Annotated in this window: 22 protein-coding genes; 8 read left to right on the top strand and 14 right to left on the bottom strand. The window is 58.1% G+C overall.

Going from position 1 to position 20,324, the window contains the following annotated elements:
* The first annotated feature begins 17 nt into the window (after window positions 1-17).
* On the top strand, window positions 18-674 hold the full coding sequence (locus ACRRSD_RS26315; RefSeq protein WP_435036215.1) for a DUF2931 family protein: 657 nt from the start codon (window positions 18-20) through the stop codon (window positions 672-674).
* Between the two features lie 615 nt (window positions 675-1,289).
* Here the strand turns inward: ACRRSD_RS26315 and ACRRSD_RS26320 are convergent.
* The 4 genes from ACRRSD_RS26320 to ACRRSD_RS26335 form a co-directional block, all read right to left on the bottom strand.
* Window positions 1,290-2,282 (bottom strand): hypothetical protein, encoded by a 993-nt coding sequence (locus ACRRSD_RS26320; RefSeq protein ID WP_435036216.1) that lies wholly within the window; start codon window positions 2,280-2,282, stop codon window positions 1,290-1,292.
* Window positions 2,283-2,408: 126 nt separating this feature from the next.
* The gene (locus ACRRSD_RS26325; protein WP_435036217.1) at window positions 2,409-3,515 is read right to left on the bottom strand and encodes a DNA alkylation repair protein; all 1,107 of its coding nucleotides are present in this window, start codon (window positions 3,513-3,515) and stop codon (window positions 2,409-2,411) included.
* A gap of 2 nt (window positions 3,516-3,517) precedes the next feature.
* Window positions 3,518-4,123: a glutathione S-transferase gene (locus ACRRSD_RS26330; protein WP_110720452.1), complete on the bottom strand. Its 606-nt coding sequence runs from the start codon at window positions 4,121-4,123 to the stop codon at window positions 3,518-3,520.
* Window positions 4,124-4,184: 61 nt separating this feature from the next.
* Window positions 4,185-5,093, bottom strand: a complete 909-nt coding sequence (locus ACRRSD_RS26335; RefSeq protein WP_435036218.1) for a MurR/RpiR family transcriptional regulator — start codon at window positions 5,091-5,093, stop codon at window positions 4,185-4,187.
* Between the two features lie 401 nt (window positions 5,094-5,494).
* Between ACRRSD_RS26335 and ACRRSD_RS26340 the strand changes: the two genes are divergently transcribed.
* The 3 genes from ACRRSD_RS26340 (at window position 5,495) to ACRRSD_RS26350 (ending at window position 8,049) form a co-directional block, all read left to right on the top strand.
* The gene (locus ACRRSD_RS26340) at window positions 5,495-5,899 is read left to right on the top strand and encodes a TraR/DksA family transcriptional regulator (protein ID WP_008084239.1); all 405 of its coding nucleotides are present in this window, start codon (window positions 5,495-5,497) and stop codon (window positions 5,897-5,899) included.
* A gap of 609 nt (window positions 5,900-6,508) precedes the next feature.
* On the top strand, window positions 6,509-7,732 hold the full coding sequence (locus ACRRSD_RS26345; protein ID WP_435038546.1) for a methyl-accepting chemotaxis protein: 1,224 nt from the start codon (window positions 6,509-6,511) through the stop codon (window positions 7,730-7,732).
* A gap of 113 nt (window positions 7,733-7,845) precedes the next feature.
* The gene (locus tag ACRRSD_RS26350; protein ID WP_435036219.1) at window positions 7,846-8,049 is read left to right on the top strand and encodes a hypothetical protein; all 204 of its coding nucleotides are present in this window, start codon (window positions 7,846-7,848) and stop codon (window positions 8,047-8,049) included.
* Between the two features lie 6 nt (window positions 8,050-8,055).
* Here the strand turns inward: ACRRSD_RS26350 and ACRRSD_RS26355 are convergent, their stop codons facing one another.
* A complete protein-coding gene (locus ACRRSD_RS26355) occupies window positions 8,056-8,295 on the bottom strand; it encodes a DUF2789 family protein (protein ID WP_435036220.1) in 240 nt (79 codons plus the stop codon).
* A 50-nt stretch (window positions 8,296-8,345) separates the two neighbouring features.
* Complete coding sequence (locus tag ACRRSD_RS26360; RefSeq protein WP_435038547.1) at window positions 8,346-8,558, bottom strand: hypothetical protein; 213 nt, start codon at window positions 8,556-8,558, stop codon at window positions 8,346-8,348.
* A 460-nt stretch (window positions 8,559-9,018) separates the two neighbouring features.
* Between ACRRSD_RS26360 and ACRRSD_RS26365 the strand changes: the two genes are divergently transcribed.
* From ACRRSD_RS26365 to ACRRSD_RS26375, 3 genes are all read left to right on the top strand, one after another.
* Window positions 9,019-9,489, top strand: coding sequence for a hypothetical protein (locus ACRRSD_RS26365; RefSeq protein ID WP_038366424.1), 471 nt, complete (start codon window positions 9,019-9,021; stop codon window positions 9,487-9,489).
* Entirely contained in the window at window positions 9,486-9,683 is a 198-nt protein-coding gene (locus tag ACRRSD_RS26370; RefSeq protein ID WP_435036221.1) for a hypothetical protein, read from the top strand. The genes ACRRSD_RS26365 and ACRRSD_RS26370 overlap by 4 nt, the downstream gene beginning before the upstream one ends.
* Window positions 9,684-9,810: 127 nt before the next feature.
* Window positions 9,811-10,827: an ABC transporter substrate-binding protein gene (locus ACRRSD_RS26375; RefSeq protein ID WP_435036222.1), complete on the top strand. Its 1,017-nt coding sequence runs from the start codon at window positions 9,811-9,813 to the stop codon at window positions 10,825-10,827.
* A 90-nt stretch (window positions 10,828-10,917) separates the two neighbouring features.
* On the opposite strand, the gene ACRRSD_RS26380 is transcribed toward ACRRSD_RS26375, so the two are convergent.
* Both ACRRSD_RS26380 and ACRRSD_RS26385 read right to left on the bottom strand, forming a co-directional pair.
* Window positions 10,918-13,050: a TonB-dependent receptor gene (locus ACRRSD_RS26380; RefSeq protein WP_435036223.1), complete on the bottom strand. Its 2,133-nt coding sequence runs from the start codon at window positions 13,048-13,050 to the stop codon at window positions 10,918-10,920.
* A gap of 92 nt (window positions 13,051-13,142) precedes the next feature.
* Window positions 13,143-13,532 carry a DUF2946 domain-containing protein gene (locus ACRRSD_RS26385; RefSeq protein ID WP_435036224.1) on the bottom strand — a complete coding sequence of 130 codons (390 nt, stop codon included), beginning with the start codon at window positions 13,530-13,532 and terminating at the stop codon, window positions 13,143-13,145.
* Between the two features lie 94 nt (window positions 13,533-13,626).
* On the opposite strand from ACRRSD_RS26385, the gene ACRRSD_RS26390 reads away from it, so the two are divergent.
* The gene (locus tag ACRRSD_RS26390) at window positions 13,627-14,067 is read left to right on the top strand and encodes a DUF3995 domain-containing protein (RefSeq protein ID WP_435036225.1); all 441 of its coding nucleotides are present in this window, start codon (window positions 13,627-13,629) and stop codon (window positions 14,065-14,067) included.
* 134 nt (window positions 14,068-14,201) lie between these two features.
* Here the strand turns inward: ACRRSD_RS26390 and ACRRSD_RS26395 are convergent, their stop codons facing one another.
* Genes ACRRSD_RS26395 through ACRRSD_RS26420 form a run of 6 tightly spaced genes read right to left on the bottom strand, consistent with a single transcriptional unit; the run spans window position 14,202 to window position 20,259 of the window.
* Window positions 14,202-14,564, bottom strand: coding sequence for a Na+/H+ antiporter subunit G (locus ACRRSD_RS26395; protein WP_435036226.1), 363 nt, complete (start codon window positions 14,562-14,564; stop codon window positions 14,202-14,204).
* Window positions 14,561-14,839, bottom strand: a complete 279-nt coding sequence (locus ACRRSD_RS26400) for a K+/H+ antiporter subunit F (RefSeq protein ID WP_007910754.1) — start codon at window positions 14,837-14,839, stop codon at window positions 14,561-14,563. Before ACRRSD_RS26400 ends, ACRRSD_RS26395 begins: the two co-directional genes overlap by 4 nt.
* Window positions 14,836-15,324, bottom strand: coding sequence for a Na+/H+ antiporter subunit E (locus ACRRSD_RS26405; RefSeq protein ID WP_435036227.1), 489 nt, complete (start codon window positions 15,322-15,324; stop codon window positions 14,836-14,838). The genes ACRRSD_RS26400 and ACRRSD_RS26405 overlap by 4 nt, the downstream gene beginning before the upstream one ends.
* Window positions 15,321-17,000, bottom strand: coding sequence for a monovalent cation/H+ antiporter subunit D (locus ACRRSD_RS26410; protein WP_435036228.1), 1,680 nt, complete (start codon window positions 16,998-17,000; stop codon window positions 15,321-15,323). The genes ACRRSD_RS26405 and ACRRSD_RS26410 overlap by 4 nt, the downstream gene beginning before the upstream one ends.
* Window positions 16,997-17,341, bottom strand: coding sequence for a Na+/H+ antiporter subunit C (locus tag ACRRSD_RS26415; protein WP_007910763.1), 345 nt, complete (start codon window positions 17,339-17,341; stop codon window positions 16,997-16,999). The genes ACRRSD_RS26410 and ACRRSD_RS26415 overlap by 4 nt, the downstream gene beginning before the upstream one ends.
* Complete coding sequence (locus ACRRSD_RS26420; RefSeq protein ID WP_435036229.1) at window positions 17,341-20,259, bottom strand: monovalent cation/H+ antiporter subunit A; 2,919 nt, start codon at window positions 20,257-20,259, stop codon at window positions 17,341-17,343. The genes ACRRSD_RS26415 and ACRRSD_RS26420 overlap by 1 nt, the downstream gene beginning before the upstream one ends.
* Window positions 20,260-20,324: the final 65 nt, after the last annotated feature.

The raw sequence follows: 20,324 nt of genomic DNA on the forward strand, positions 1-20,324 counted from the left end.
TAGTTGAGCGCTTGGCAATGAGAATGCTCTTAACCCTCTTGGCCGTTTTGATCTTCACCGGTTGTCACGTCACGAGCTCCAACTCGGGGGAAAACGATCCCAAATACCCTTGGTGGGAGCTGGCGTTTATCAAGCCCAATTTCATGAACGCGTGGGTTGAAGACAGCTCTGTGGAAGACATTGAAGGCAAAATATCTCTGCGAGCCGGAGGAGGTAACGCCAGCGGTGCAGAGCCGAATGATGACAAAGAATCTGCGCGTGGTTGGATTGGTGTTGGAGGTACAGGCAAACCGGTTATTGGGGCTGGGCCACCCAAGCGCATCTTCGTCCGCTGGCAATCGATACCAGAGCAAAAAACTTACCGGGCATGGGTAGATATCCCTGAAGAAGCCAGGCAAGTGATGGTGACGTCTACCCATCAGCGCTGCCCGGAAACTCCCGAGAAAACAGCACGCTTCATGGCCTCCGTCTATTTGGGACTCGCCCCTGGTGGTGTGGTGCAAGTGTGGGTCAGAGATTTGTGTCGTCGACCAATTAAAGTAGCCCGCGCTCAGGCTGAGCTGGAGCCGCTGGGGCCCGAGTTGGGCAAGAACGGTGGTCAGTATGCTTATCCCATAAGCGAAAAGGCCAAGCGGTATATCGAGAAATACGGCATTCCCTACGAAAGTTGGTGAGTAGCTTGATTTTGACCTTCATGGTCACACTGAGTAAGGCACTTCACGAGGCCGCTCTTGTACGCTATCGGTGTGTCGGATAACGATTGGCTGGCGCTAGTCAGATTACGGAAAGCTATTTTGAAAATTGAAAGCGCTACACGATTTGATGATTTCGAACACGACGAGGGCTATGAATACTGTGGTTTCAACTATGTGATTCGGAATGAAGTGGATGAGTTTCTCGTTAGGACTTACGATGACAGTCCCGGTAAAGCTACAGTGGTTTATCCGAGTTCTATGTATAAAAACTGCAAGCTAAAAATGCTGGTTGATTTTTTACAGTGCGAACTGGGTGTGAGTTCGATTTTGCTTTATAAGGGGGGGTGGGGGCTACGAAGAGATAGAGTGTAAAGAGTTGAAGTTTAAAAAATAATTTTTTCTGTTTATTAAAGATAGAGTCAAGGGTGTTGTGCGTGCCCTGTTGGCGAAAGTCCAAACGGCATATCGACAGGTTTGAATTTCCGTACAAGGGTTGGTAGAACGTCATCAAGCAAAGTTAAATGGGTAGGCCAAGTTTAATGCTGGTCTGTCCACGACTCACCTCTCATGTCATTTATTAGTTTGGGTAAATGATTAACGGCGAGATGCTCGCTCAGCCCGTTTCAAACCCGCAGTGACTTTCTTTTCCCAATCACGGGGTAGATCGATGTTAAGTACTAGACTGTAAGTTCCGGAAGTGGGTCTGGGCGCCACCATTTCTGTTAGAAACCCAGGAATCTTGGCAGTTTGCTCAATTACATCCCCTGCGACGCCAATGAATAGGTCACGGACTTCCGAAAAATCGTCATCCACTCTCGTGAAACGAACTGATTCTTCCCACAGTAATGTATTGGAACAAGCTTCTGCATAGAGTCTACAAACACTGACGATGTCCATATCGCTCCCTGCTTCGCCTGGCTTGCCCCACGCTCGGGCTAATTCTGAATTGGTGAGATTGCTGAATGCTGCAACGATTAGAAGTATCTCCTGTGACTTGTCACTCAGCCATGGAAACGTATCTTCTCTCTCGATGCGCTGAATAGGTTTTGAATATAATCCACGCTTCAGCGCATCCCAGCGTTGTATTGTTGGAGCCATTTCAAACCTTAGCACCTCAGCAGTGAGTAAGTACTCCCAATACGCATCCTTCTCGATGATCAGTCGCTCAGCGAGATAGCTTAACCTTCCAAATTCTTCTAAGTGTCTTTTCTCATATCTATGTCTTGCCTCTGCAGCGGTTTTGCCAACTTGTTCAGAAATTTGCTTTTCATGTTCACGTTGCCACTCGAACAAGAGGCCGGGTGGGTATTTGTTAGCATCATCATCTATTTTCTTGTGGCAATTTCCACACAGCCAGATCGCGTTAGTAATCGCACCGCGATCAGAAGAAGCCATTTTCTCATCATATCTAGCGGAGCCAGGGTGGGCCCCATATATATGCGCGGCTTCTCCCACATTCACTGAACCACTGGGCTCGCCCGCTGGACCACTTGTAACGGCTCCGCACTCAGGATTTGCGCATCGATTAGCTGCTCTTTTTGCCAGTGTGGCAATGACGGATTGTTTAAAGCGATCCTCTTTGCTCATTGCTTCCTCCTAAACTAAATGATTGGCCCCTAATGCCCTTCGAGGTCCGCTGCTGGTCGAAAACAGTCCCAGCCGTCAATCCATACCTGACCAGTAACGCCAGTTCAACGAAGTCTATCTGTGGTGTCATCCAGCAACGATGTCGAATACGGTACTACCTAATACCTCCCCATTAACCATCACCCGCACCCCATGCCGCCCCACAAAATGTTTCCGCGTCGTAAAATCCTTAATCACCTGCCGCCTCCCCACAACCACACTCTCAAACCCCGCCAACACCACCGTCTTCAACTTAAAAACCTTCCCCGAAACCCCGCCATTCGCCTTCACATAGTCAATTGCATAATCAATCACCAACCGCTGCTCATGCGCCACCGTCGACTTCACCACAAACGACAACGTAATCGCTTCCCCCAACCTAACCACCGCCGGCTCAACCCGCACATCCAACAACTCAACCTCAGCCTTCGCCCCGGCACCAATCACCGTCAGCGCCCGCAAATCCCCCTGCTTGATCAAACTCCGCAACGCATGCTTCGCAATCCAGCTCGTGTGCTTGTTCTCCAGCGACCAACCCTCAATCGTGTCCAACACCCACTCCGGATGCACCTTCGTCACATCATTCAAATGATTCGCCACAGACTTGCGTACATACAAACTCTCATCCGCCTTCAACCGATCGAGTATCCCGGCGGCCAACTGCGGATCCGCCTGCACCGCTTCCAACCGAAACGACCAAGGCAGACGAGGGCGGCTGCCTTCGCTGGCGAGTCGTCGAACGTGGTGGTTTTCGTCTCGGGTCCAGTCGTGCATCAATTCCAGTGAGCGCCCGAGGTCGCTGCGCAGAAAGTGGCGGATGGCGAATTCGGAGGAGCCGAAGGTGGTGAAGTACTTCAGGGCGTCCATGGAGGTGTCGAACGCGTGCGCGCCATAGCTCGCGACGTAATGCGGCAAACACATGCTGACGAATCCGCTGTTCAGCCGTGGTGCGAGTTCGAAAAGCACTTCCAGGGAATCTTGGTAATCCAGCGGCAACACGGCGTGCAGGCTTTCACTGACACGCGCCATACGTTGCATCACTGATAATTCGGCGAGTCCGTCCTGGGCGTGCTTGAGAAACGCCTTTGCCTTGAACGCCGGGTACACGGCGCTCATTTCGCGGGCGATGTGTTGCAAGCGCTCGGCGTTGAAGATTTCCTTTAACGCCGGGGCGGCGGTGTCGGTGGTGCTCATGGTCAGGTCATCGGGGTGCTGACGAACGCTTCGAGGGTTTCGGCGTAGGCGGTGTATTGGGCGATGTGGGGGTAGCGGCGGGTGTCGATCTGGTCGGGGACGACGAGGTCGGTGAAGCTCCAGGCGACGGCGAGGCTGATGCCGGCCTGGGTGAGGGTGCCGTCGGTGGGCAGGCCGGTTTTTTCCAGTTCTTGCTCGAGGGCGGTGAACGCGGCGGCGAGTTGGCCTTCGACGCGTTCGACCCACGGCTGGTATTGAATGTCGGCCGGGCGCAGGTTGCGTTCGTAGTAGAGTTGCACGGCTTTTTCGCAGGCGGCGAGGCTGAGGCCGATCAGGCGCAGGGCTTGGGCGCGTTGTTTCAGGTCGGTTGGCAGCAGGCTTTTGCCGGAACTGGCCTCGAGGTAGTCGAGGATGAGGGTCGAGTCCATCAGGACCACGCCGTCGTCGAGGATCAGCGTGGGGGCTTTGACCACCGGGTTGATCTGCTGGAATTGCTCGAAGTGGCGGAACACCGAGACCGACTCGTGTTCGAGGTCGATGCCAAGGCGTTTGGCGGAGATCGCCACGCGGCGCACGTAAGGGGAGTCCAGCATGCCGATCAGTTTCATGACGCGTTCCTTCAAGTCAAACCGGTGGGAAGGCATAACCTAGCCGACGTTGAGGCAATTGTCAGTCGTCAAAGCCGGGTTGTTCGTGAATCTCATCGACATTCAGTTCCAGCCGATACGCCACCGCCACAAACAAGGCCTGACATAAACACAGCGTCGCACTCAGCGAACGAAAGGCGAGGGCGCTGCCTTCGTTGACCAGCAATACGCTGTTGGCGAGTTTCGCCAGCGGCGAGAGGTGGCTGTCGGTGAGAATCAGGGTGTTGGCCTGCTGCTGGCGGGCGAAGCGCAGGCAGTGTTGGGTTTCCTTGGCGTAGGGCACGAAGCTGATGGCGATGACCAGATCGTTGGCGCGCACGCTGCGCATTTGTTCTCGATAGCTGCCGCCTAGCCCGGACACCAGGTGAATGCGCTTCTGAGTGTGTTGCAAGTTGTAAACGAGGTAGTCGGCGACGGCGAAGGAGCGGCGCACGCCGACGACATAAATGTTGTCGGCGTTGACGATCAGGTCGACGGCTTTTTCGAACGCGGTATCGTCGAGTTCGCGGCCCAGGCGTTCGATGCCGGAGCGCGTGGCGTCGATGCATTCGCGGGCGAGGTCGCCGGCGCAGGCTTGCTGCGACTGGTTGGCGATCATGCTGCGGATGCGTTGCTGGTAGTTTTGCACCGGCGAGGCTTTGTGCGTGTAGGCGCTGCGGAACAGCGCCTGCATTTCGCTGAAGCCGCTGAAACCGAAGCGTTGCGAGAATCGGACGATGGCGGAAGGGTGGACTTCGCACTCGCGGGCGATGTCGCTGATGCGGTCGACCATAATGCGGTCGCTCTGCTGGCTGATGTAGCTGGCGATGCGTTTGAGCTGGCGCGGCAGAGCGTCGTATTCGTCGGTGATCAGTTGCAGCAGGCGCTCGGCATTGATCGGGGGGCTGGCGAGTGAAACTTCGTCGTTGGCCGGCAGATCGGGGCGGGGCATAGGTCATCCTTCAGGCTGTTTGATCTCACGGTGGGCCTGATAGTAGGGGGGCTTTTGCGGTTCTGCTTTGCTGAAACGATGCAGTGCGTGGTAAAAAATTGCATCTGGGCGCTGCGTGGTTAGCCGTTTGTCTTCTATATACAGCCGCTCGACTGAATTTCTTGCTATAAACGCACTCCGATGGCCGTGTAAACGCTGTGTAAGAGCAGTTTCCGGGCTTTGTCGGACAAATTCCCTGTATTTACAGTTGCTGAGGCCTCGATCGGGCCTTAGACTGCCGCCCCTCGTAAATTGAGTGCCGGGTGGCATTTGCAATAAACGATGCCTTTTCGCCGACCGTACGCGGTTCGCCGAAACGCTCCCTAATTCGCCTTAATGCACGTTTTTTTATAGAGATATCAATGACAAAGGACAAGTTGCTGGCCATGCCGGCAGATGACTACATGAATTCCGAGCAGCACGCTTTCTTCACTGAGCTGTTGCAGAACATGAAAGTCGAAACCCACGAGCGCATTGAGCAAAACCGTATCGCCATCGAAAGCCTGGACACCCCGGCTGACCCGGCGGACGCGGCTTCGGTTGAAGAAGAGCGCACTTGGCTGGTGAACGCGATCGATCGCGACCAGCGCATGCTGCCGCAACTGGAACAAGCCCTTGAGCGCATCAAGGAAGACAGTTTTGGCTGGTGCGATGACAGCGGCGAGGCCATTGGCCTGAAGCGCCTGCTGATCAGCCCGACCACCAAATACTGCATCGAAGCTCAAGAGCGTCACGAGCAGATCGACAAGCACCAGCGTCAGGCCTGATTCTGTGAGGTGACCCTTTCGATAGGGGCGCCTTGAAAAGATCGCAGCCTTCGGCAACCCCTACACAGGCGTTGCTGGAGGCTGCGATCTTTGTTTTTGCTCGTCTGCAACAATCCCGAGCCGTTCCATTGACCTGCCACAGACCCCACGACTAACGGACCATGGATAATGGCGCTGTAGTGGCGTTTAATGCAGTCACAACAATGAGAACAAGCGTGGGGTGTTGATATGACGAGAGATGGATCTCTGGTTGGGGCTTTGCCTGCACCAGTGCTTTTGCCGAAAAAACGCTGGATCGCGCCAACCCTGCAAAGCATCGCCCTGATGCTGTTGCTGGCCGGCATGACGCTGGGTGAATGGTCGCTGTACATTGGCATGCCGCTGGCGGTGCTGATTGTCTGGCTGCCGCGCCTGCGCTCCCGCGCTATCCCTGATGTCCAGCCTGCCGACAGTGGCAGCGCCATGTCCGAACTGACCCGTGACCTTTCCTACACCACCAGTCATAACGCCTTGTCGGCGGCGGGTGTGGCGTTTTCGGTCAAGGAACTGGCGAGCAAACTCGAATCGCAACTCGATGCGGCGGCGCAGATCGTCAGCAATGCCGAGGTGATGATCGCCACCGAGCACGCGACTTCGCAGCTCAGCCGGGCAGCGCTTGAAGCGGCGAGTCAGGCGCATCACAGCAGCGCAGCAGGGCGCACGGAACTGGTGGATTCGATCTCGCGCATGCATCAACTCAGTCAGCGCGCCAATGCCAGCCGTGAATTGATCGAAGCCTTGAGTGTGCGCAGCGACGATATTCAGCGTGTGACGCTGGTGATTCAGTCGATTGCCAGCCAGACCAATCTGCTCGCGTTGAACGCGGCGATCGAGGCGGCGCGGGCCGGTGAGCATGGTCGCGGTTTTGCGGTGGTGGCGGACGAAGTTCGCGGGTTGGCGGCGCGCACGGCGTCGGCCACCGGTGAAGTGGGTGAGATGGTCGCTGACATTCAACAACGCACGGCGCAGGTCGTGGAGCAGATTCGCGAGTTGTCGAGTGATTTACAGACCGGTGTCGAGCAGGTCGAGCACACCGGTCAGCATCTGGAGAACATCGCGCGACTGGCCGCCGGGGTGGAAACCCAGGTCGGTGAAATCGCCCAAGGTGCAGAAACCAATCGCGAACAACTCGACAGCCTGTTCAAAGCGATCGAGCAGATGCGTAGCGATCTGGCGATCAGCGATCAACAGACTCGCCGCCTTGCCGAAGCGGCGGTGCAAATGGAAGGGCAGGCGGAAACCATCAGTGAGCGTCTGGCCGAAGTCGGGCTGGATGACTATCACCAGCGTATTTACGATCTGGCCCGCGAAGGGGCAAGTCAGATTGCTGCGCGGTTCGAGGCGGATGTCGAGCAGGGCCGGATCAGCCTTGAGGACTTGTTCGATCGTCAGTATCAGCCGATCCCGAATACGCAGCCGGCGAAATTTCAAACCCGTTTCGATCGTTACACCGATCAGGTGCTGCCGGCGATTCAGGAGCCATTGTTGCCGCGTCACGAAGGACTGGTGTTTGCCATTGCCTGTACGCAGCAGGGTTATGTGCCGACGCACAATCAGTTGTTCAGTCAGCCGTTGACCGGCGATGCACAGGTCGACGCGGTGAACAATCGCACCAAACGCAAGTTTGCCGACCGCACCGGTATTCGTTGCGGCAGCCATCAGCAACCGGTGTTGTTGCAGACCTACACCCGCGACACCGGTGAGCTGATGCATGATCTGTCTGTGCCGATCATGATCAAGGGCCGGCACTGGGGTGGATTGCGTCTGGGATATAAGCCGGAAAAGCCGCGTTGAGGGATTGTTACTTCCGGTGCAATGAATCTGTGCACGGAGCTTGCTGTTTCCGCCCGAGAGAAACCATTAATCTGGCCACTTAGTTAGGTTGCTAATGATTTCGGGAGGGCTGCATGCAGTGCAGAGTTGATGTTGCCGTGATGATCGGCAGTGGCGTACCGGCCGGTTTGCGCGCAATGGGTCGCAGCGTTTGCTGGGTGGTGCTGCTTAATGGAGAACGTCGCGGTACCGCGTTCGCCAGTCGCGACGAAGCCGAGGAGTGCAAGGCTGCGTGGCTCGAACAGCTGAACATCGAGTCCGGCGACAGCCTGCACTGATCAGGATTACTTGCCGCGATGCAGGCGCACATTTAGCTCATCGACAATGACAGCTTCTTCTCCGTCCGCACGTAGCCACTCTTTGAGTAATTGTGCCTGTTGAGGCGTCCAGAAATCGGCATCGATGAGTTTGGTGTCCGAGTCCAGCGGATGATTTTCCACGAAATCGTTGATCGCTGCCTCGTCCGACGGCAGGCCTAGCTGGTCAAAAAGGATGGTCAAGTTAAGCTCGGTTGGCAGTTCCATCATCTACTCCTGGGTCGGCGCCGGTGCGGCTTTTTCGTTCATTACCCTTATCAGAGGCAGCCGCTGGCGTGGAGTTCGATTTTTGATTCAAGTGAGCGGGCAAGGGCGCATGCTTCGTTGTGGTCGCCGCGGAAACCTCTGACTCGCCCCGTGGATATCTCCTTGATGTGAAAGAAGGCGATGCCTGCCGGGACCACTTGAAAATGCGAGGTGCGGTGATTGTTAGAAGATGTCGGCAGGTTATCGAGCCCGGCAACGTGCATCGTCAGAGGTGTGTTGATTCGCGCGTCAGCCGACGTGGCAAAATGAGTCAAAGTGCACATATGAAGTCCTTTTCATCAGTCGGCCGGGATTTTACGGCCGTTGCGGGTAGTCGTAATGAGCATCACTGCTCTAGAATCGCCAGTACCTGTTGACGACAGGGCTTATCTAAAGCAATTTTTCGCCAGTGATATGTCGGAAAAGTGCTTTTTTTCGTGAGAATTTTCCCTAAAGTTCGTAGTCAGACTGCTCTTGCCGACGGTGAGGAATTTTCCTTCGAGCTTTGGCGACATCAGGATGAGATTCGCGGATGGCAATCCAGTAGTCTTACCAACCTCATGTTGAATGAGCACTCTGCTCGATCAGGGCTTTATTGATTTATTTGGCAGTGACATCGGCCTGGCCGTTTTTTTGCCGTGCGCGTTTTCCGTGTGCGGTTTTTTCAGATGTGGGGATGTTTCTTTGGCAGTCAGTAATCTCGATATGCATGCTTTGTTCGTGCTGGGTGATTTGCGTGCAAAGCTGGTCAAGCTGTTTCAGTCGCGTTTTGTTTACATCACCGAGCAGAACGCCGAAGGCATTTACGTGGCCGAGATCGACACCGAAAGCGCCTTGGTGGTTGATGACAAACCGGGACTCAAGCTCAAGGTCGGTGATCATTTCAGTGCATCGGTCTTGCCTAGCCGCGAAGGCGGCAAGATGGATATTCGCTTTCGCGAAATCAAACTCACGGTTTATGGACTGGGCGATTACGCTTTCGTCGAAACCGCTGACGGGCACGCAATTCTGTTCAAGGAAGGCCACAGCGTGGTGACCGTGTTCGCCGCCCACCAGCAATTGCAGGAAGGCCTGACCAAAACCCTGAAAGCCGTGACCGCCAAAGCCGCCAAGTGGCGCAAGGGCGAGCTGGTGACGTTCAAGGCCAGCGAGTGAGCCGGTCGGATTTCCATGCGCAGAACCTCGACACTGCGCGCGAGGAGGCTATGCGTTTGTTCGCCGCCAAGGCTGGACTGCAAGGCGTCTGGCTGAATTGGCTGGCTGCGCAGATTTACCAGTTGCGCCCTGCGGAATACGCCAGCATGGTCAGACGCGAGCTGCAAAGCCTGCAGGAAAAGTCTGATTCATAACCTCGTCCGGAGCGCGGCCCGGAAAAAGCAGGAACCTCGGCTACAGTCAGTTGACTGAGTATTCAGAGGCTTGCGGTCTTCTGTCAGGCCAACCTGCCATTGCTGTGAACAGCACGAGGTGCAATGCATGAACGGATTTCGACGGTTATTGGCCGCCAGCGTGGCCACGTTCGGTTTGCTGACATCAGCGCCATCGGTGATGGCCGCCCAGGCGCCGATCCATTTTGCCGACCTGAACTGGGAAAGCGGCAGCCTGATTACCGATGTTCTGCGGATCATCGTCGAGAAGGGTTACGACTTGCCGACCGACACCTTGCCCGGCACCACCATCACGCTGGAAACCGCGCTGGCCAACAATGACATTCAGGTGATTGGCGAGGAGTGGGCCGGGCGCAGTCCGGTGTGGGTCAAGGCTGAGGCCGAAGGCAAAGTCGTCAGCCTCGGTGACACGGTCAAGGGCGCCACCGAGGGCTGGTGGGTGCCGGAATACGTGATCAAGGGCGACCCGGCCAAAGGTATCAAGCCGCTGGCACCGGATCTGCGCAGTGTCAGTGATCTGAAAAAGTACAAGGACGTATTCAAGGATCCAGAGAACCCTGGCAAGGGCCGGTTTCTCAACAGCCCGATCGGCTGGACCTCGGAAGTGGTCAACAAGCAGAAGTTGACCGCTTACGGCTTGCAGGACGATTACACCAACTTCCGCAGTGGTTCGGGGGCGGCGCTGGATGCCGAGATCAGTTCTTCGATTCGTCGCGGTAAGCCGGTGCTGTTTTACTACTGGTCGCCGACGCCGTTGCTCGGCAAGTTCAAACTGGTGCAGCTTGAGGAGCCGCCGTTTGATGCCGAAGCGTGGAAGACACTGACTGACGCCGACAATCCCAATCCGAAACCGACTCGGTCGCTGGCGTCGAAGCTTTCGATCGGCGTCTCTACGCCGTTTCAAAAGCAGTACCCGCAGATTGCCGAGTTTTTCAGCAAAGTGGATTTTCCGATCGAGCCGTTGAACAAGGCGTTGGCGGACATGAGCGAGAAGCACACGGCACCGCGTGACGCGGCGGTGGCGTTCATGAAGGCGCACCCTGATGTGTGGCAGGCCTGGTTGCCGAAGGATGTTGCGGAAAAGGTGTCGGCTGATCTGAAATAGAGGCTGTAGCGGCCGGCCTCTTCGCGAGCAGGCTCACTCCTACAATTGGAATGCGTTTTCCCTGTAGGAGTGAGCCTGCTCGCGATGCTTTTAAAACTTCGTTTGCACCGCGAGTTCGAAGGTGCGCGGTGTCCCCAGGTAATACGCCGGCGAAACATGCGCAAACTCCGCATACACCTCATTGGTCAGGTTGCGCACGCGGCCGGTCACGGTGGTGTGCGAATCCACCTTGTAGCTGAGGTAACTGCCGAACAATGTGTACGACGGCACGGTCATGGTGTTCGCCGTGTCCGCATACACCGACGCCACATACCGCGCATCCACTCCACCTTGCCATTGCGGCGAAAAGTCATAGGTCAGCCACAGATTACTGACCCGATCCGGCACGTTGGTCGGCGTGTTGCCCTTGCGCGACACCACCACCCCGGCGGCATTCTTTTCGGTGAAATCATCGTACTGCGCATCGACCCAGGCGAAGTTACCTTCGGCCAATAACTTGTCGGTGATCCGTAACGAGCTGGCAATCTCTACACCTTTAGAGGTCTGTTGACCGACCGGAATACTGCCGGCCGGATCTAACGGGTCGGTCACCGCGAAGTCTTTTCGCTCGATGGTGTAGGCGGCAATCGTCGCCGAGCCACGCCCGTTCAGATAATCAAACTTGCTACCAATCTCCCACTGCTTGCCGGTCGAGACATCAAAGTCCTGTGTGCCGTTTGGTTGCTCGGCGGCGGTGCTGTATTGCACGTAAACGTTGGCCGATGGAATGAATTGGTACGTCAGGCCGGCGCGACCGGTGACCGGCTCCCAACTACGCTTGAGGTGCTTGGGGTTAGCGGCGGTTACAGTGCGATGATTAGTCACGTCGAGGTCAATGTCGTCATAACGCAGGCCGGTGAGCAGCGACAGTTTGTCGGTCAGCGCCAAACGATTTTCCACGAACAATGCTTTGGTGGTGACCTCGTTGGTTTTGTCGCTGATCAGTTTTGGATTGGTGCCGGGGATATCGTAGAAATGCCCTGGCCGATAGTTGTTCGGGTCCACCGTACTCGCACCCTTGATGTTCAGCGGCGAGTTGGTGGTCTGGTTGACCTTGTATTCGAAGCCCCCCGACCACGTCGTGTCGAGACCGAAAAGCGTGTTGTCGTGACGCAGTTCGAACTGGTTGCCGTTCTGCTCGCCCTGATGACGCACTTGATACGCGGTAGAGCGGTTCACCGCGCTGTTGTCGGCGTTGTACTGGTAGGTTTCGAGGTTGCGGTAATCGCGCTGGCTGTCGAGGTGATACAGCGTGTTGCGCAGGGTGGTGCTGTCGTTGATGCGGTAGTCGATGATCGAGCGCACCCAGATCGTTCGCTGCTCGTAGCGACCGTCCTCGACGTTGTAGTTGTTGAAGCGATTGTGTTTATCGATCTTCAACTCACCGGCCTTGGGGTTGAGCACGGGCGTGCCCCAGTACGGACTGTCTTCGTGTTCGTCCTGATATTCCAGGGCCAACGTGTGCGACAGGTCGGGCGTCAGGTCGCTGAGCAGCGAGAACGCCACGCTCCAGGCATCGCGCTCCTGGCGGTCGATGTAGCCGTTGCTGGTGTTGTGGCTGACGTCGACTCTTGCGTAATGCTGAACATCGGCGCTCGGATCGGTCAGGGCATGGTTGAGGCCAAACGCCGTTTCGGTAGTGTCGTAGGTGCCGTAGCTGATCCGGCCTTCAACTGCCTGTTCATCGCGGGTGGCCAGTTTGGTCACGTAATTCAGCGAACCGCCCACTGAGCCTGCGCCATTGATCAGTGATGACGGGCCACCGACCAGTTCCACGCGGTCGTAGATCCACGAGTCAACAGGCCTGGCGAGTCCGCCGGACACGTTGATGCCGTTGAACATCTGGGTGATCTGGCTGCTGGTGAAGCCGCGATAGGAAACGAAACCGCCGAAACCCGGCGGCGCGCTGGCGTTGACCCCGGGCAAGGTGTTGGCGGCATCCTGGAAGTTCTGTGCGCCGTGACGCTCGATGTCGTTGCGATTGGCAATGGCCACCGAGGCGGGTGTGTCGCGCACGCTCAAGCCGAGGCGCGAGGCCATGCCGCTGGATTGGTCGAGGCTCAGGCCTGGCTCTGCGCCGGACTCGCCATCGATGGTGATCGGCGCCAGATCTACGGTGGATTGCGCCCAGACGTTGACAGACAGGCAGCCGCACAGGCTCGCCAGTAGAGTGAGTTGTTTCATCATTGAATCCTGAATGCTTGTCTAGGAGTCAGCGCACAGGCGAACGCCGCGCGTTGGCGCAGTGGGCTGACAAATCAAAAAGGCAGAGACACTCAGGCGAGCGGTGGGGCGCGGGGGTTGGCTGAAGGCCAGGTGAAGCGGGCAGGGAGGTCGGCGCTGATTATGGGCGCCAGCGGCGGGCTGTGTTGTTCGGGCAGGATCGCCAGCGTCAGGCTGGAGTTGAACGCCGGGCCCATGCCGCCGCCGACCGAGCACAGCGGGCAGCCAAACGACTTGGACAGGGTGGGCAGTTTTTCTTCGGTGGGATTGCTGACGAGCGGCGCTTGAGTGGCCGGGTCGACTGTACAGAACTGGCCACCGATACCGTTGAGCTGCATGCCGACCATTTGTCCGTGACCGATGCTGCAGGCGAACACATTGAACAGGACGCAGCAATAGAGCATCCAGGCCAGCAGTGAGCGATCGGAACGGGAGAATTTCATGGGGCGGCACTTTACCGTACCGCTGATCGGTCGTGCACTTGAAAAAAATCCGACTAGGATGATTTGTTCAAATCCCTTTCCAAGGATTTCAACCATGACCTTTGTGTTGGCTCAATGGCTGGTGACAACGTTTGCGGTGATCGCCTTGATGCACGTGTATTGGGCGCTGGGTGGGCAGTGGGCGGCAGCGGTGGTGGTGCCGCAGGTGCCGGTGCGCGGATTTGTCGCAACGGTGCGGCCGGCGTTCAAACCGTCAGGCTGGCTCACGTTGATCGTGGCAGCGGCGTTGTTGGTGATTGCTGCGTTGGTGTGTATGCGGGTTGGCTGGGGCATGCCAGCGGTGACGCACAAAGCGTTGCAATGGGTGATCAGCGCGATTGCGCTGTTGATGTTTGCCCGGGCGATTGGTGATTCGAATCTGGTCGGGTTCTTCAAGGAAGTGAAGGATTCGCGGTTTGCGCGGCTGGATACCTGGGTGTATTCGCCGTTGTGTGCGGTGTTGGGGACGGGGTTGTTGGCGGTGGCTTGGGTTTGAGGTTTTGGTTTCAGGTTTTGAGGCGATCTTGAGGTCGCTTTCGCGAGCAGGCTCGCTCCCACAGGAGAACGCATTCCAACTGTGGGAGCGAGCTTGCTCGCGAAGGGGCCAGACCAGACGCAGAACAGGCTGGACTAGCTACCGCTTTCAGTCCGCCGGCTACTGACCTCGGCCGGCACATCATCCCCGGCCATGCGCTTGCGGAACAGCGCCGCCCGCGCCAGCAGCAATGTCGTCACCGGCACTGTGATCGCCAGCAGAATCGGAATCAGCCAGGCATGCACCACCGGCCCCGACTTCAACGCCGAAAAGCAGATGATCGACGCCAGTGCCACGCACCATGCCCCCAGTGTCGAAGCCAGCGCCGGCGGGTGCATGCGCTGGAAGTAATCCTTCATGCGCAATAACCCGATCGCCCCGATCAGCGTGAACAGACCGCTGAGTACCAGCAGGATCGCCACCGGAATCTCGATCCACAGAGACAATTCAGCATTCATTCGATCACCTCGCCACGCAGCAGGAATTTCGCCAGGGCAAACGAGCCGACGAAGCCGAACAGCGCAATCAGTAGCGCCGCTTCGAAGTAAGTGTCACTGGAATAGCGAATGCCCAAGGTCAGCATCATCAGCATGGCGACGATGTACAGGTAGTCCAGCGCCAGGACCCGATCCTGCGCCGACGGGCCTTTGAACAAGCGCACCAGAGTCAGCACCATAGCCAGTGAGAACAGGAACAGCGTCAGCAGGATCGCATTCGACAGTAATGGGCTCATTCGAAAATCTCCATCAACGGCCGCTCGTAGGTGCTCTTGAAGTGCTCGATGAATTGCGCTTCGTCATCAAGGTCCCAGACGTGCAACAACAGAATGCTGCGATCCAGCGACAGTTCCGACCATACTGTGCCGGGCACCACCGTGCAGATCATCGCCAGGGTCGCCAGACCGTGGGCATCGCGCAGGTCCAGCGGCACTTTGACAAAGCCTGAGCGCGGCGGGCGCCGACCGGCGTTGAGCACGCCCCACGCGACGATGAGGTTGGACACCACCACGTCACGACCGACGAGAAAGAACAGGCGCAGGATCGTCCCGGGACGGCGAATGCGCACTTGTTTCGGACGCAGCTTGCGCATCATCAACGGTGCAGCAAAACCCAATATCGCGCCAAGCAACAGATTGCCCGGGCTGACCGACAGGTTCAGGGTCAGCCATAGAACGCACAGTGCCAGCGACAACAACGGTGCAGGTAGCACACGCTTCATGGCTGCACCTCCAGCATCGCCGATTTGGCTTCCGGGCTCGGTACGGCACGGGTGCCAAGCACCGCCATCACGTATTGCTGCGGATTGTTCAGCGCTTCGGCGGTAGCCTGGGTGTAGCGCAGCAGCGGCTCAGCCTTGAAGGTCAGGGCAATGCTCAGCCCGAGCAACAGGAAGATCGGTGCGCATTCGAGTTTGCGCAGCAGCGGCGAAGGCCGCTCTTCGGGCGTCCAGAAGCGCTGGATGCCGAGGCGTGAGAACGCCATCAGCGACGCGAGTCCGGTGAGGATCAGCAGTGCCAGCAACGCCCATGCGGCGTTGGAAATCGGCGCACTGGTGCCTATACCCAGCGGATTGAGCAGCGCGCCGATCAGACTGAGTTTGCCGATAAAACCGGACAGCGGCGGCATGCCGATGATCAGCAGGGCGCAGGCGATGAAGCTCAGGCCGAGAAACGCCATGGTCCACGGGATGACCTGACCGACCACAGCTTTTTGCTCGTCGTCGAGGTTGATGCCTTTGGGCGGTTGCAGGGATTCCTGCGGGCGCGGCAGCAGTTCGCTTTCGTCTTCCAGCGGGATCTCATTGGCCGAGCGCGAACGTTCGATCAACTCGGCCAGCAGGAACAGTGCACTCAACGCCAGAGTCGAGCTGACCAGATAGAACAGCGCCGCGCCGATCAGGTTCGGTTGGGCGAAGCCTACGGCGGACAACAGGATACCGGCCGACACCAGAATGCTCAGACTGGCCATGCGCTCCAGGCGTTGCGCGGCGAGAATCGCCAGCGCCGCGCAGGCCATGGTCGCCATGCCGCCGTAGATCAGCCAGTCGCCGCCAAAGAACGCAGACGCTCCAGCCTGACCTGAGAACAGCAGCGTCCACAGGCGCAGCAAGGTGTAGACGCCGACCTTGGTCATGATCGCGAACATCGCCGCCACCGGTGCACTGGCCGAGGAGTACGCTGGCACCAGCCAGAAGTTCAGCGGCCACATACCGGCCTTGGCCAGGAACGCGACGGCGAGAATCCCGGCGCCGGCATGCAGCAAGCCACGGTCGGCTTCCGGCACCAGCGGAATCTTCAGCGCCAGATCGGCCATGTTCAGCGTGCCGGTGACGCCGTAGATCAATGCCGCGCCAATCAGGAACAGAGAGGATGCGAGCAGGTTGATCGAGATGTAATGCAGCCCCGACGAGACCCGCGCCCGACCCGATCCATGCAACAGCAAACCATAAGACGCAGCGAGCAACACTTCGAAGAACACGAACAGGTTGAACAGATCCGCCGTCAGGAACGCGCCGTACAGGCCCATCAACTGGATCTGGAACAGCGCGTGGAAGCTCGAGCCGGCGCCGTCCCAGCGGGCCATGGCAAACAGCAGGGCGCTGACGCCGATGATCCCGGTCAGCACCAGCATCAGCGCCGACAGGCGATCAACCACCAGCACAATGCCGAACGGCGCCTGCCAGTTGCCCGGCAGGTAAACGCCGATGGAGCCGGGCACGCCCGTGGTTTGCGTCCATTGCAGCAACAGCACCGAAATGAACAGGCCGACGAGGCTGGAGAACAGGTTGATTTTCGCCTTCAGCGGTCGGTGCCGTTCGCCGAGCATCAACATGATGGCGGCGGTCAGCAGCGGCAGCAGAATCGGTGCGGCGATCAGGTGAGTCATCGCCATCATTCTTTAGGCTCCCGGCCGTCGACGTGGTCAGTGCCGGTCAAGCCGCGCGAGGCGAGCAGAACGACGAGGAACAGAGCGGTCATGGCGAAGCTGATGACGATCGCGGTGAGTACCAGTGCCTGTGGCAGCGGGTCGGTGTAGTGCAGCAAGTCCTGGGTGACGCCGTCCTTGATCACCGGCTCCTTGCCGATGAACAGGCTGCCCATACTGAAGATGAACAGATTGACGCCATACGACAGCAGGCACAGGCCCATGACCACTTGAAACGTCCGTGGCCGCAGGATCAGCCAGACGCCGGACGCGGCGAGTACGCCGATGGCGATTGCGATGACTTCTTCCATCAGACGGCTCCTTTGCTGGCGACTGATTTGGGCAGCGATGCGGTCTTGTGACCCCGTACCGATTGGTGGGCGAGGGCGGTGAGGATCAACAGCGTCGAACCGACCACCACGCCGTACACGCCAATGTCAAAGAACAGTGCGCTGGCGATATGGATGTCACCCAGCACTGGCAAGCTGAAATGCCAGGTGTGCGTGGTCAGGAACGGATAACCGACCAGCATCGCGCCCAGGCCGGTAGCGGTGGCGAACAGCAGTCCGGTGCCCATCCAGCGCAGCGGCCGCAGGCTCATTTGCGCTTCGACCCACTGCGTACCGGCGACCATGTATTGAAGGATGAACGCCACCGACATCACCAGCCCGGCGACAAAGCCGCCACCCGGTTGGTTGTGCCCGCGCATGAACAGGTAGAACGACACCACCAGCGCAATCGGCAGCAGCAGGCGCACCAGCACGGCCGGCACCATCATGAAGCCGAGCGCGGTGTCGCTGGCCGAACGCGGGTTGACCAGATCGGTGACCACGTCCGGTGCCAGCAAGCGTTGCTGGGCGGGCAGTTGCAGGCTTTCTTTCGGTGGGCGGAAGCGGCGCAACAGGGCGAACACGGTCAGCGCCACGGCAACCAGCACGGTGATTTCACCTAGGGTATCGAAGCCACGGAAGTCCACCAGCATTACGTTGACCACGTTGCTGCCGCCGCCCTCAGGCATGGCGCGGCTGAGGTAGAACGAAGATATGTCGTTCGGCGTCTGCCGCGTCAGCATCGCGTAAGACAGCAGCGCCATGCCAGCGCCGACGGCAATCGACAGCAGCAAGTCGCGCAGGCGGCGAATGCGTGCCTTGCGCAGGCTGCTTGGCAGTGGCGAGACTTCTTCGATGCGGCGTGGCAGCCAGCGCAGGCCAAGCAGGATCAGCACGGTGGTGACCACTTCGACCGCCAGTTGCGTCAGCGCCAGATCGGGCGCGGAGAACCAGACGAAGGTCACGCAAGTCATCAACCCGCAGACGCTGACCATGGTCAGGGCGGCGAGACGGTGATATTTGGCCTGCCACGCGGCGCCGAGGGCGCAGGTAATCGCCAGTAGCCACAAGGTCACGAAGACGATCGAGCCGGGAATCTTCGGCCGGTCGCCCCAGCTCAGCGTGCTGTGCAACATCGGGATCAAACCGGCGAGTACCGCCGCCAACACCATCAGGAACAGCTGCATCTGCAGACGCTTGGTGCCGAGTCGCCGCTCAAGGCGTCGGGCCAGGCGCATCATCACCACCAGACTGCGCTCGAACAGGCGCTTGCCATTGAAGCGCCCCACCAGTGGCGGATACTTGAAGCGCCCGCGTTTGAGCTGATTGCGTAGCAATAGATAGACGATGATGCCGCCGGACATGGCGATCAGACTCATGATCATCGGTGCGTTCAGACCGTGCCAGATCGCCAGGCTGTATTCCGGCAGTTCGCCACCGACGACGGGCAATGCCGCTGCTGCGAGCAATGGACCGACGATCTGCGCCGGGAAAATTCCCACCAGTAAGCAAGTGAACACCAGCAGCTCGACCGGTGCACGCATCCAGCGCGGCGGTTCGTGCGGGGTGTGCGGCAGGTCGGTGGCCGGCGGGCCAAAGAACACATCGACGGTGAAGCGCAGCGAGTAGGCAACGCTGAACGTACCGGCAATGGTCGCGACGATTGGCAGCGCCGCTTCGACCCACGCCGTGGCGTTGATGAACACGGTTTCAGCGAAAAACATTTCTTTCGACAGGAAGCCGTTAAGCAATGGCACACCCGCCATCGAGGCGCTGGCAACCATGGCCAGCGTCGCGGTAAAGGGAATCAGTTTGATCAGCCCGCTGAGTTTGCGGATATCCCGAGTGCCACTTTCGTGGTCGATGATGCCCGCAGCCATGAACAGCGAAGCTTTGAACGTCGCATGGTTGAGGATGTGGAATACCGCCGCCACTGCCGCCAGAGGGCTATTCAGACCCAGCAGCAGAGTGATCAGGCCGAGGTGGCTGATGGTCGAGTAAGCCAGCAGGCCCTTGAGATCGTTCTGGAACATCGCGCAATAAGCGCCGAGCAATAGCGTGCACGCGCCAGCGCCGCTGACGATGTAGAACCATTCTTCGCTGCCGGACAGCGACGGCCATAGACGCGCCAGCAGGAACACCCCGGCCTTGACCATGGTCGCCGAGTGCAGATAAGCCGAAACCGGTGTTGGCGCCGCCATCGCGTGGGGCAGCCAGAAATGGAAAGGAAACTGCGCACTTTTGCTGAGTGCGCCAATAAGAATGAGGGGTAGCAGGATAGGGTAGAGAACGTGTGCACGAATCATGTCGCCGGCGGCCAGGACCTTGTCGAGGTCATAGCTGCCGACGACATGGCCAAGAATCATGACCCCCGCCAGCAGGCATAACCCGCCGGCACCGGTGACCATCAAAGCCATGTACGCACCGCGACGAGCATCCGCGCGGTGGTGCCAATAGCCGATTAGCAGGAATGAGAATAGGCTGGTCAACTCCCAGAAAAACACGATCTGAATCAGATTGCCGGAAATCACCAGGCCGAGCATGGCGCCCATGAACGCCAGAAAAAACGCGAAGAACCGCGGCACCGGATCGTCCGGCGACATGTAATAACGGGCATATAAAGAAACGAGCGTGCCAATGCCGAGCACCAGCATCGAGAACAGCCAGGCGAAACCGTCCATGCGCAGGACGAAGTTCAAACCAAGGCTGGGCAGCCACATGAATTCTTCGCGGATCACGCCGCCGTGGGCAATTTGCGGGTACAACATCGCGACCTGGACGGTGCCGATCAAAGCGACCAGACCTGCCAACAGGGATTCGGTATTACGCGCGTTGTGTGGCAGCACCGCTGCCAGACAGCTGCCAATGAATGGCAGAAGCAGTAGAACTATCAGGGACATAGGCTTCTAATCTGCGGAAGTTTGTGAAGCATCATACGTGCCAGCTCCCCGATCACCAAACGCCA

It is taken from the genome of Pseudomonas neuropathica, assembly GCF_051174785.1.
GTDB classification, from domain to species: domain Bacteria; phylum Pseudomonadota; class Gammaproteobacteria; order Pseudomonadales; family Pseudomonadaceae; genus Aquipseudomonas; species Aquipseudomonas neuropathica_A.

Coding starts and splice junctions, on each gene's coding strand:
- ACRRSD_RS26315 (WP_435036215.1), top strand. CDS start 18: ATGAGAATGCTCTTAACCCTCTTGGCCGTTTTGATCTTCACCGGTTGT.
- ACRRSD_RS26320 (WP_435036216.1), bottom strand. CDS start 2,282: ATGAGCAAAGAGGATCGCTTTAAACAATCCGTCATTGCCACACTGGCA.
- ACRRSD_RS26325 (WP_435036217.1), bottom strand. CDS start 3,515: ATGAGCACCACCGACACCGCCGCCCCGGCGTTAAAGGAAATCTTCAAC.
- ACRRSD_RS26330 (WP_110720452.1), bottom strand. CDS start 4,123: ATGAAACTGATCGGCATGCTGGACTCCCCTTACGTGCGCCGCGTGGCG.
- ACRRSD_RS26335 (WP_435036218.1), bottom strand. CDS start 5,093: ATGCCCCGCCCCGATCTGCCGGCCAACGACGAAGTTTCACTCGCCAGC.
- ACRRSD_RS26340 (WP_008084239.1), top strand. CDS start 5,495: ATGACAAAGGACAAGTTGCTGGCCATGCCGGCAGATGACTACATGAAT.
- ACRRSD_RS26345 (WP_435038546.1), top strand. CDS start 6,509: ATGATCGCCACCGAGCACGCGACTTCGCAGCTCAGCCGGGCAGCGCTT.
- ACRRSD_RS26350 (WP_435036219.1), top strand. CDS start 7,846: ATGCAGTGCAGAGTTGATGTTGCCGTGATGATCGGCAGTGGCGTACCG.
- ACRRSD_RS26355 (WP_435036220.1), bottom strand. CDS start 8,295: ATGGAACTGCCAACCGAGCTTAACTTGACCATCCTTTTTGACCAGCTA.
- ACRRSD_RS26360 (WP_435038547.1), bottom strand. CDS start 8,558: ATGCACGTTGCCGGGCTCGATAACCTGCCGACATCTTCTAACAATCAC.
- ACRRSD_RS26375 (WP_435036222.1), top strand. CDS start 9,811: ATGAACGGATTTCGACGGTTATTGGCCGCCAGCGTGGCCACGTTCGGT.
- ACRRSD_RS26380 (WP_435036223.1), bottom strand. CDS start 13,050: ATGAAACAACTCACTCTACTGGCGAGCCTGTGCGGCTGCCTGTCTGTC.
- ACRRSD_RS26385 (WP_435036224.1), bottom strand. CDS start 13,532: ATGAAATTCTCCCGTTCCGATCGCTCACTGCTGGCCTGGATGCTCTAT.
- ACRRSD_RS26390 (WP_435036225.1), top strand. CDS start 13,627: ATGACCTTTGTGTTGGCTCAATGGCTGGTGACAACGTTTGCGGTGATC.
- ACRRSD_RS26395 (WP_435036226.1), bottom strand. CDS start 14,564: ATGAATGCTGAATTGTCTCTGTGGATCGAGATTCCGGTGGCGATCCTG.
- ACRRSD_RS26400 (WP_007910754.1), bottom strand. CDS start 14,839: ATGAGCCCATTACTGTCGAATGCGATCCTGCTGACGCTGTTCCTGTTC.
- ACRRSD_RS26405 (WP_435036227.1), bottom strand. CDS start 15,324: ATGAAGCGTGTGCTACCTGCACCGTTGTTGTCGCTGGCACTGTGCGTT.
- ACRRSD_RS26410 (WP_435036228.1), bottom strand. CDS start 17,000: ATGATGGCGATGACTCACCTGATCGCCGCACCGATTCTGCTGCCGCTG.
- ACRRSD_RS26415 (WP_007910763.1), bottom strand. CDS start 17,341: ATGGAAGAAGTCATCGCAATCGCCATCGGCGTACTCGCCGCGTCCGGC.
- ACRRSD_RS26420 (WP_435036229.1), bottom strand. CDS start 20,259: ATGTCCCTGATAGTTCTACTGCTTCTGCCATTCATTGGCAGCTGTCTG.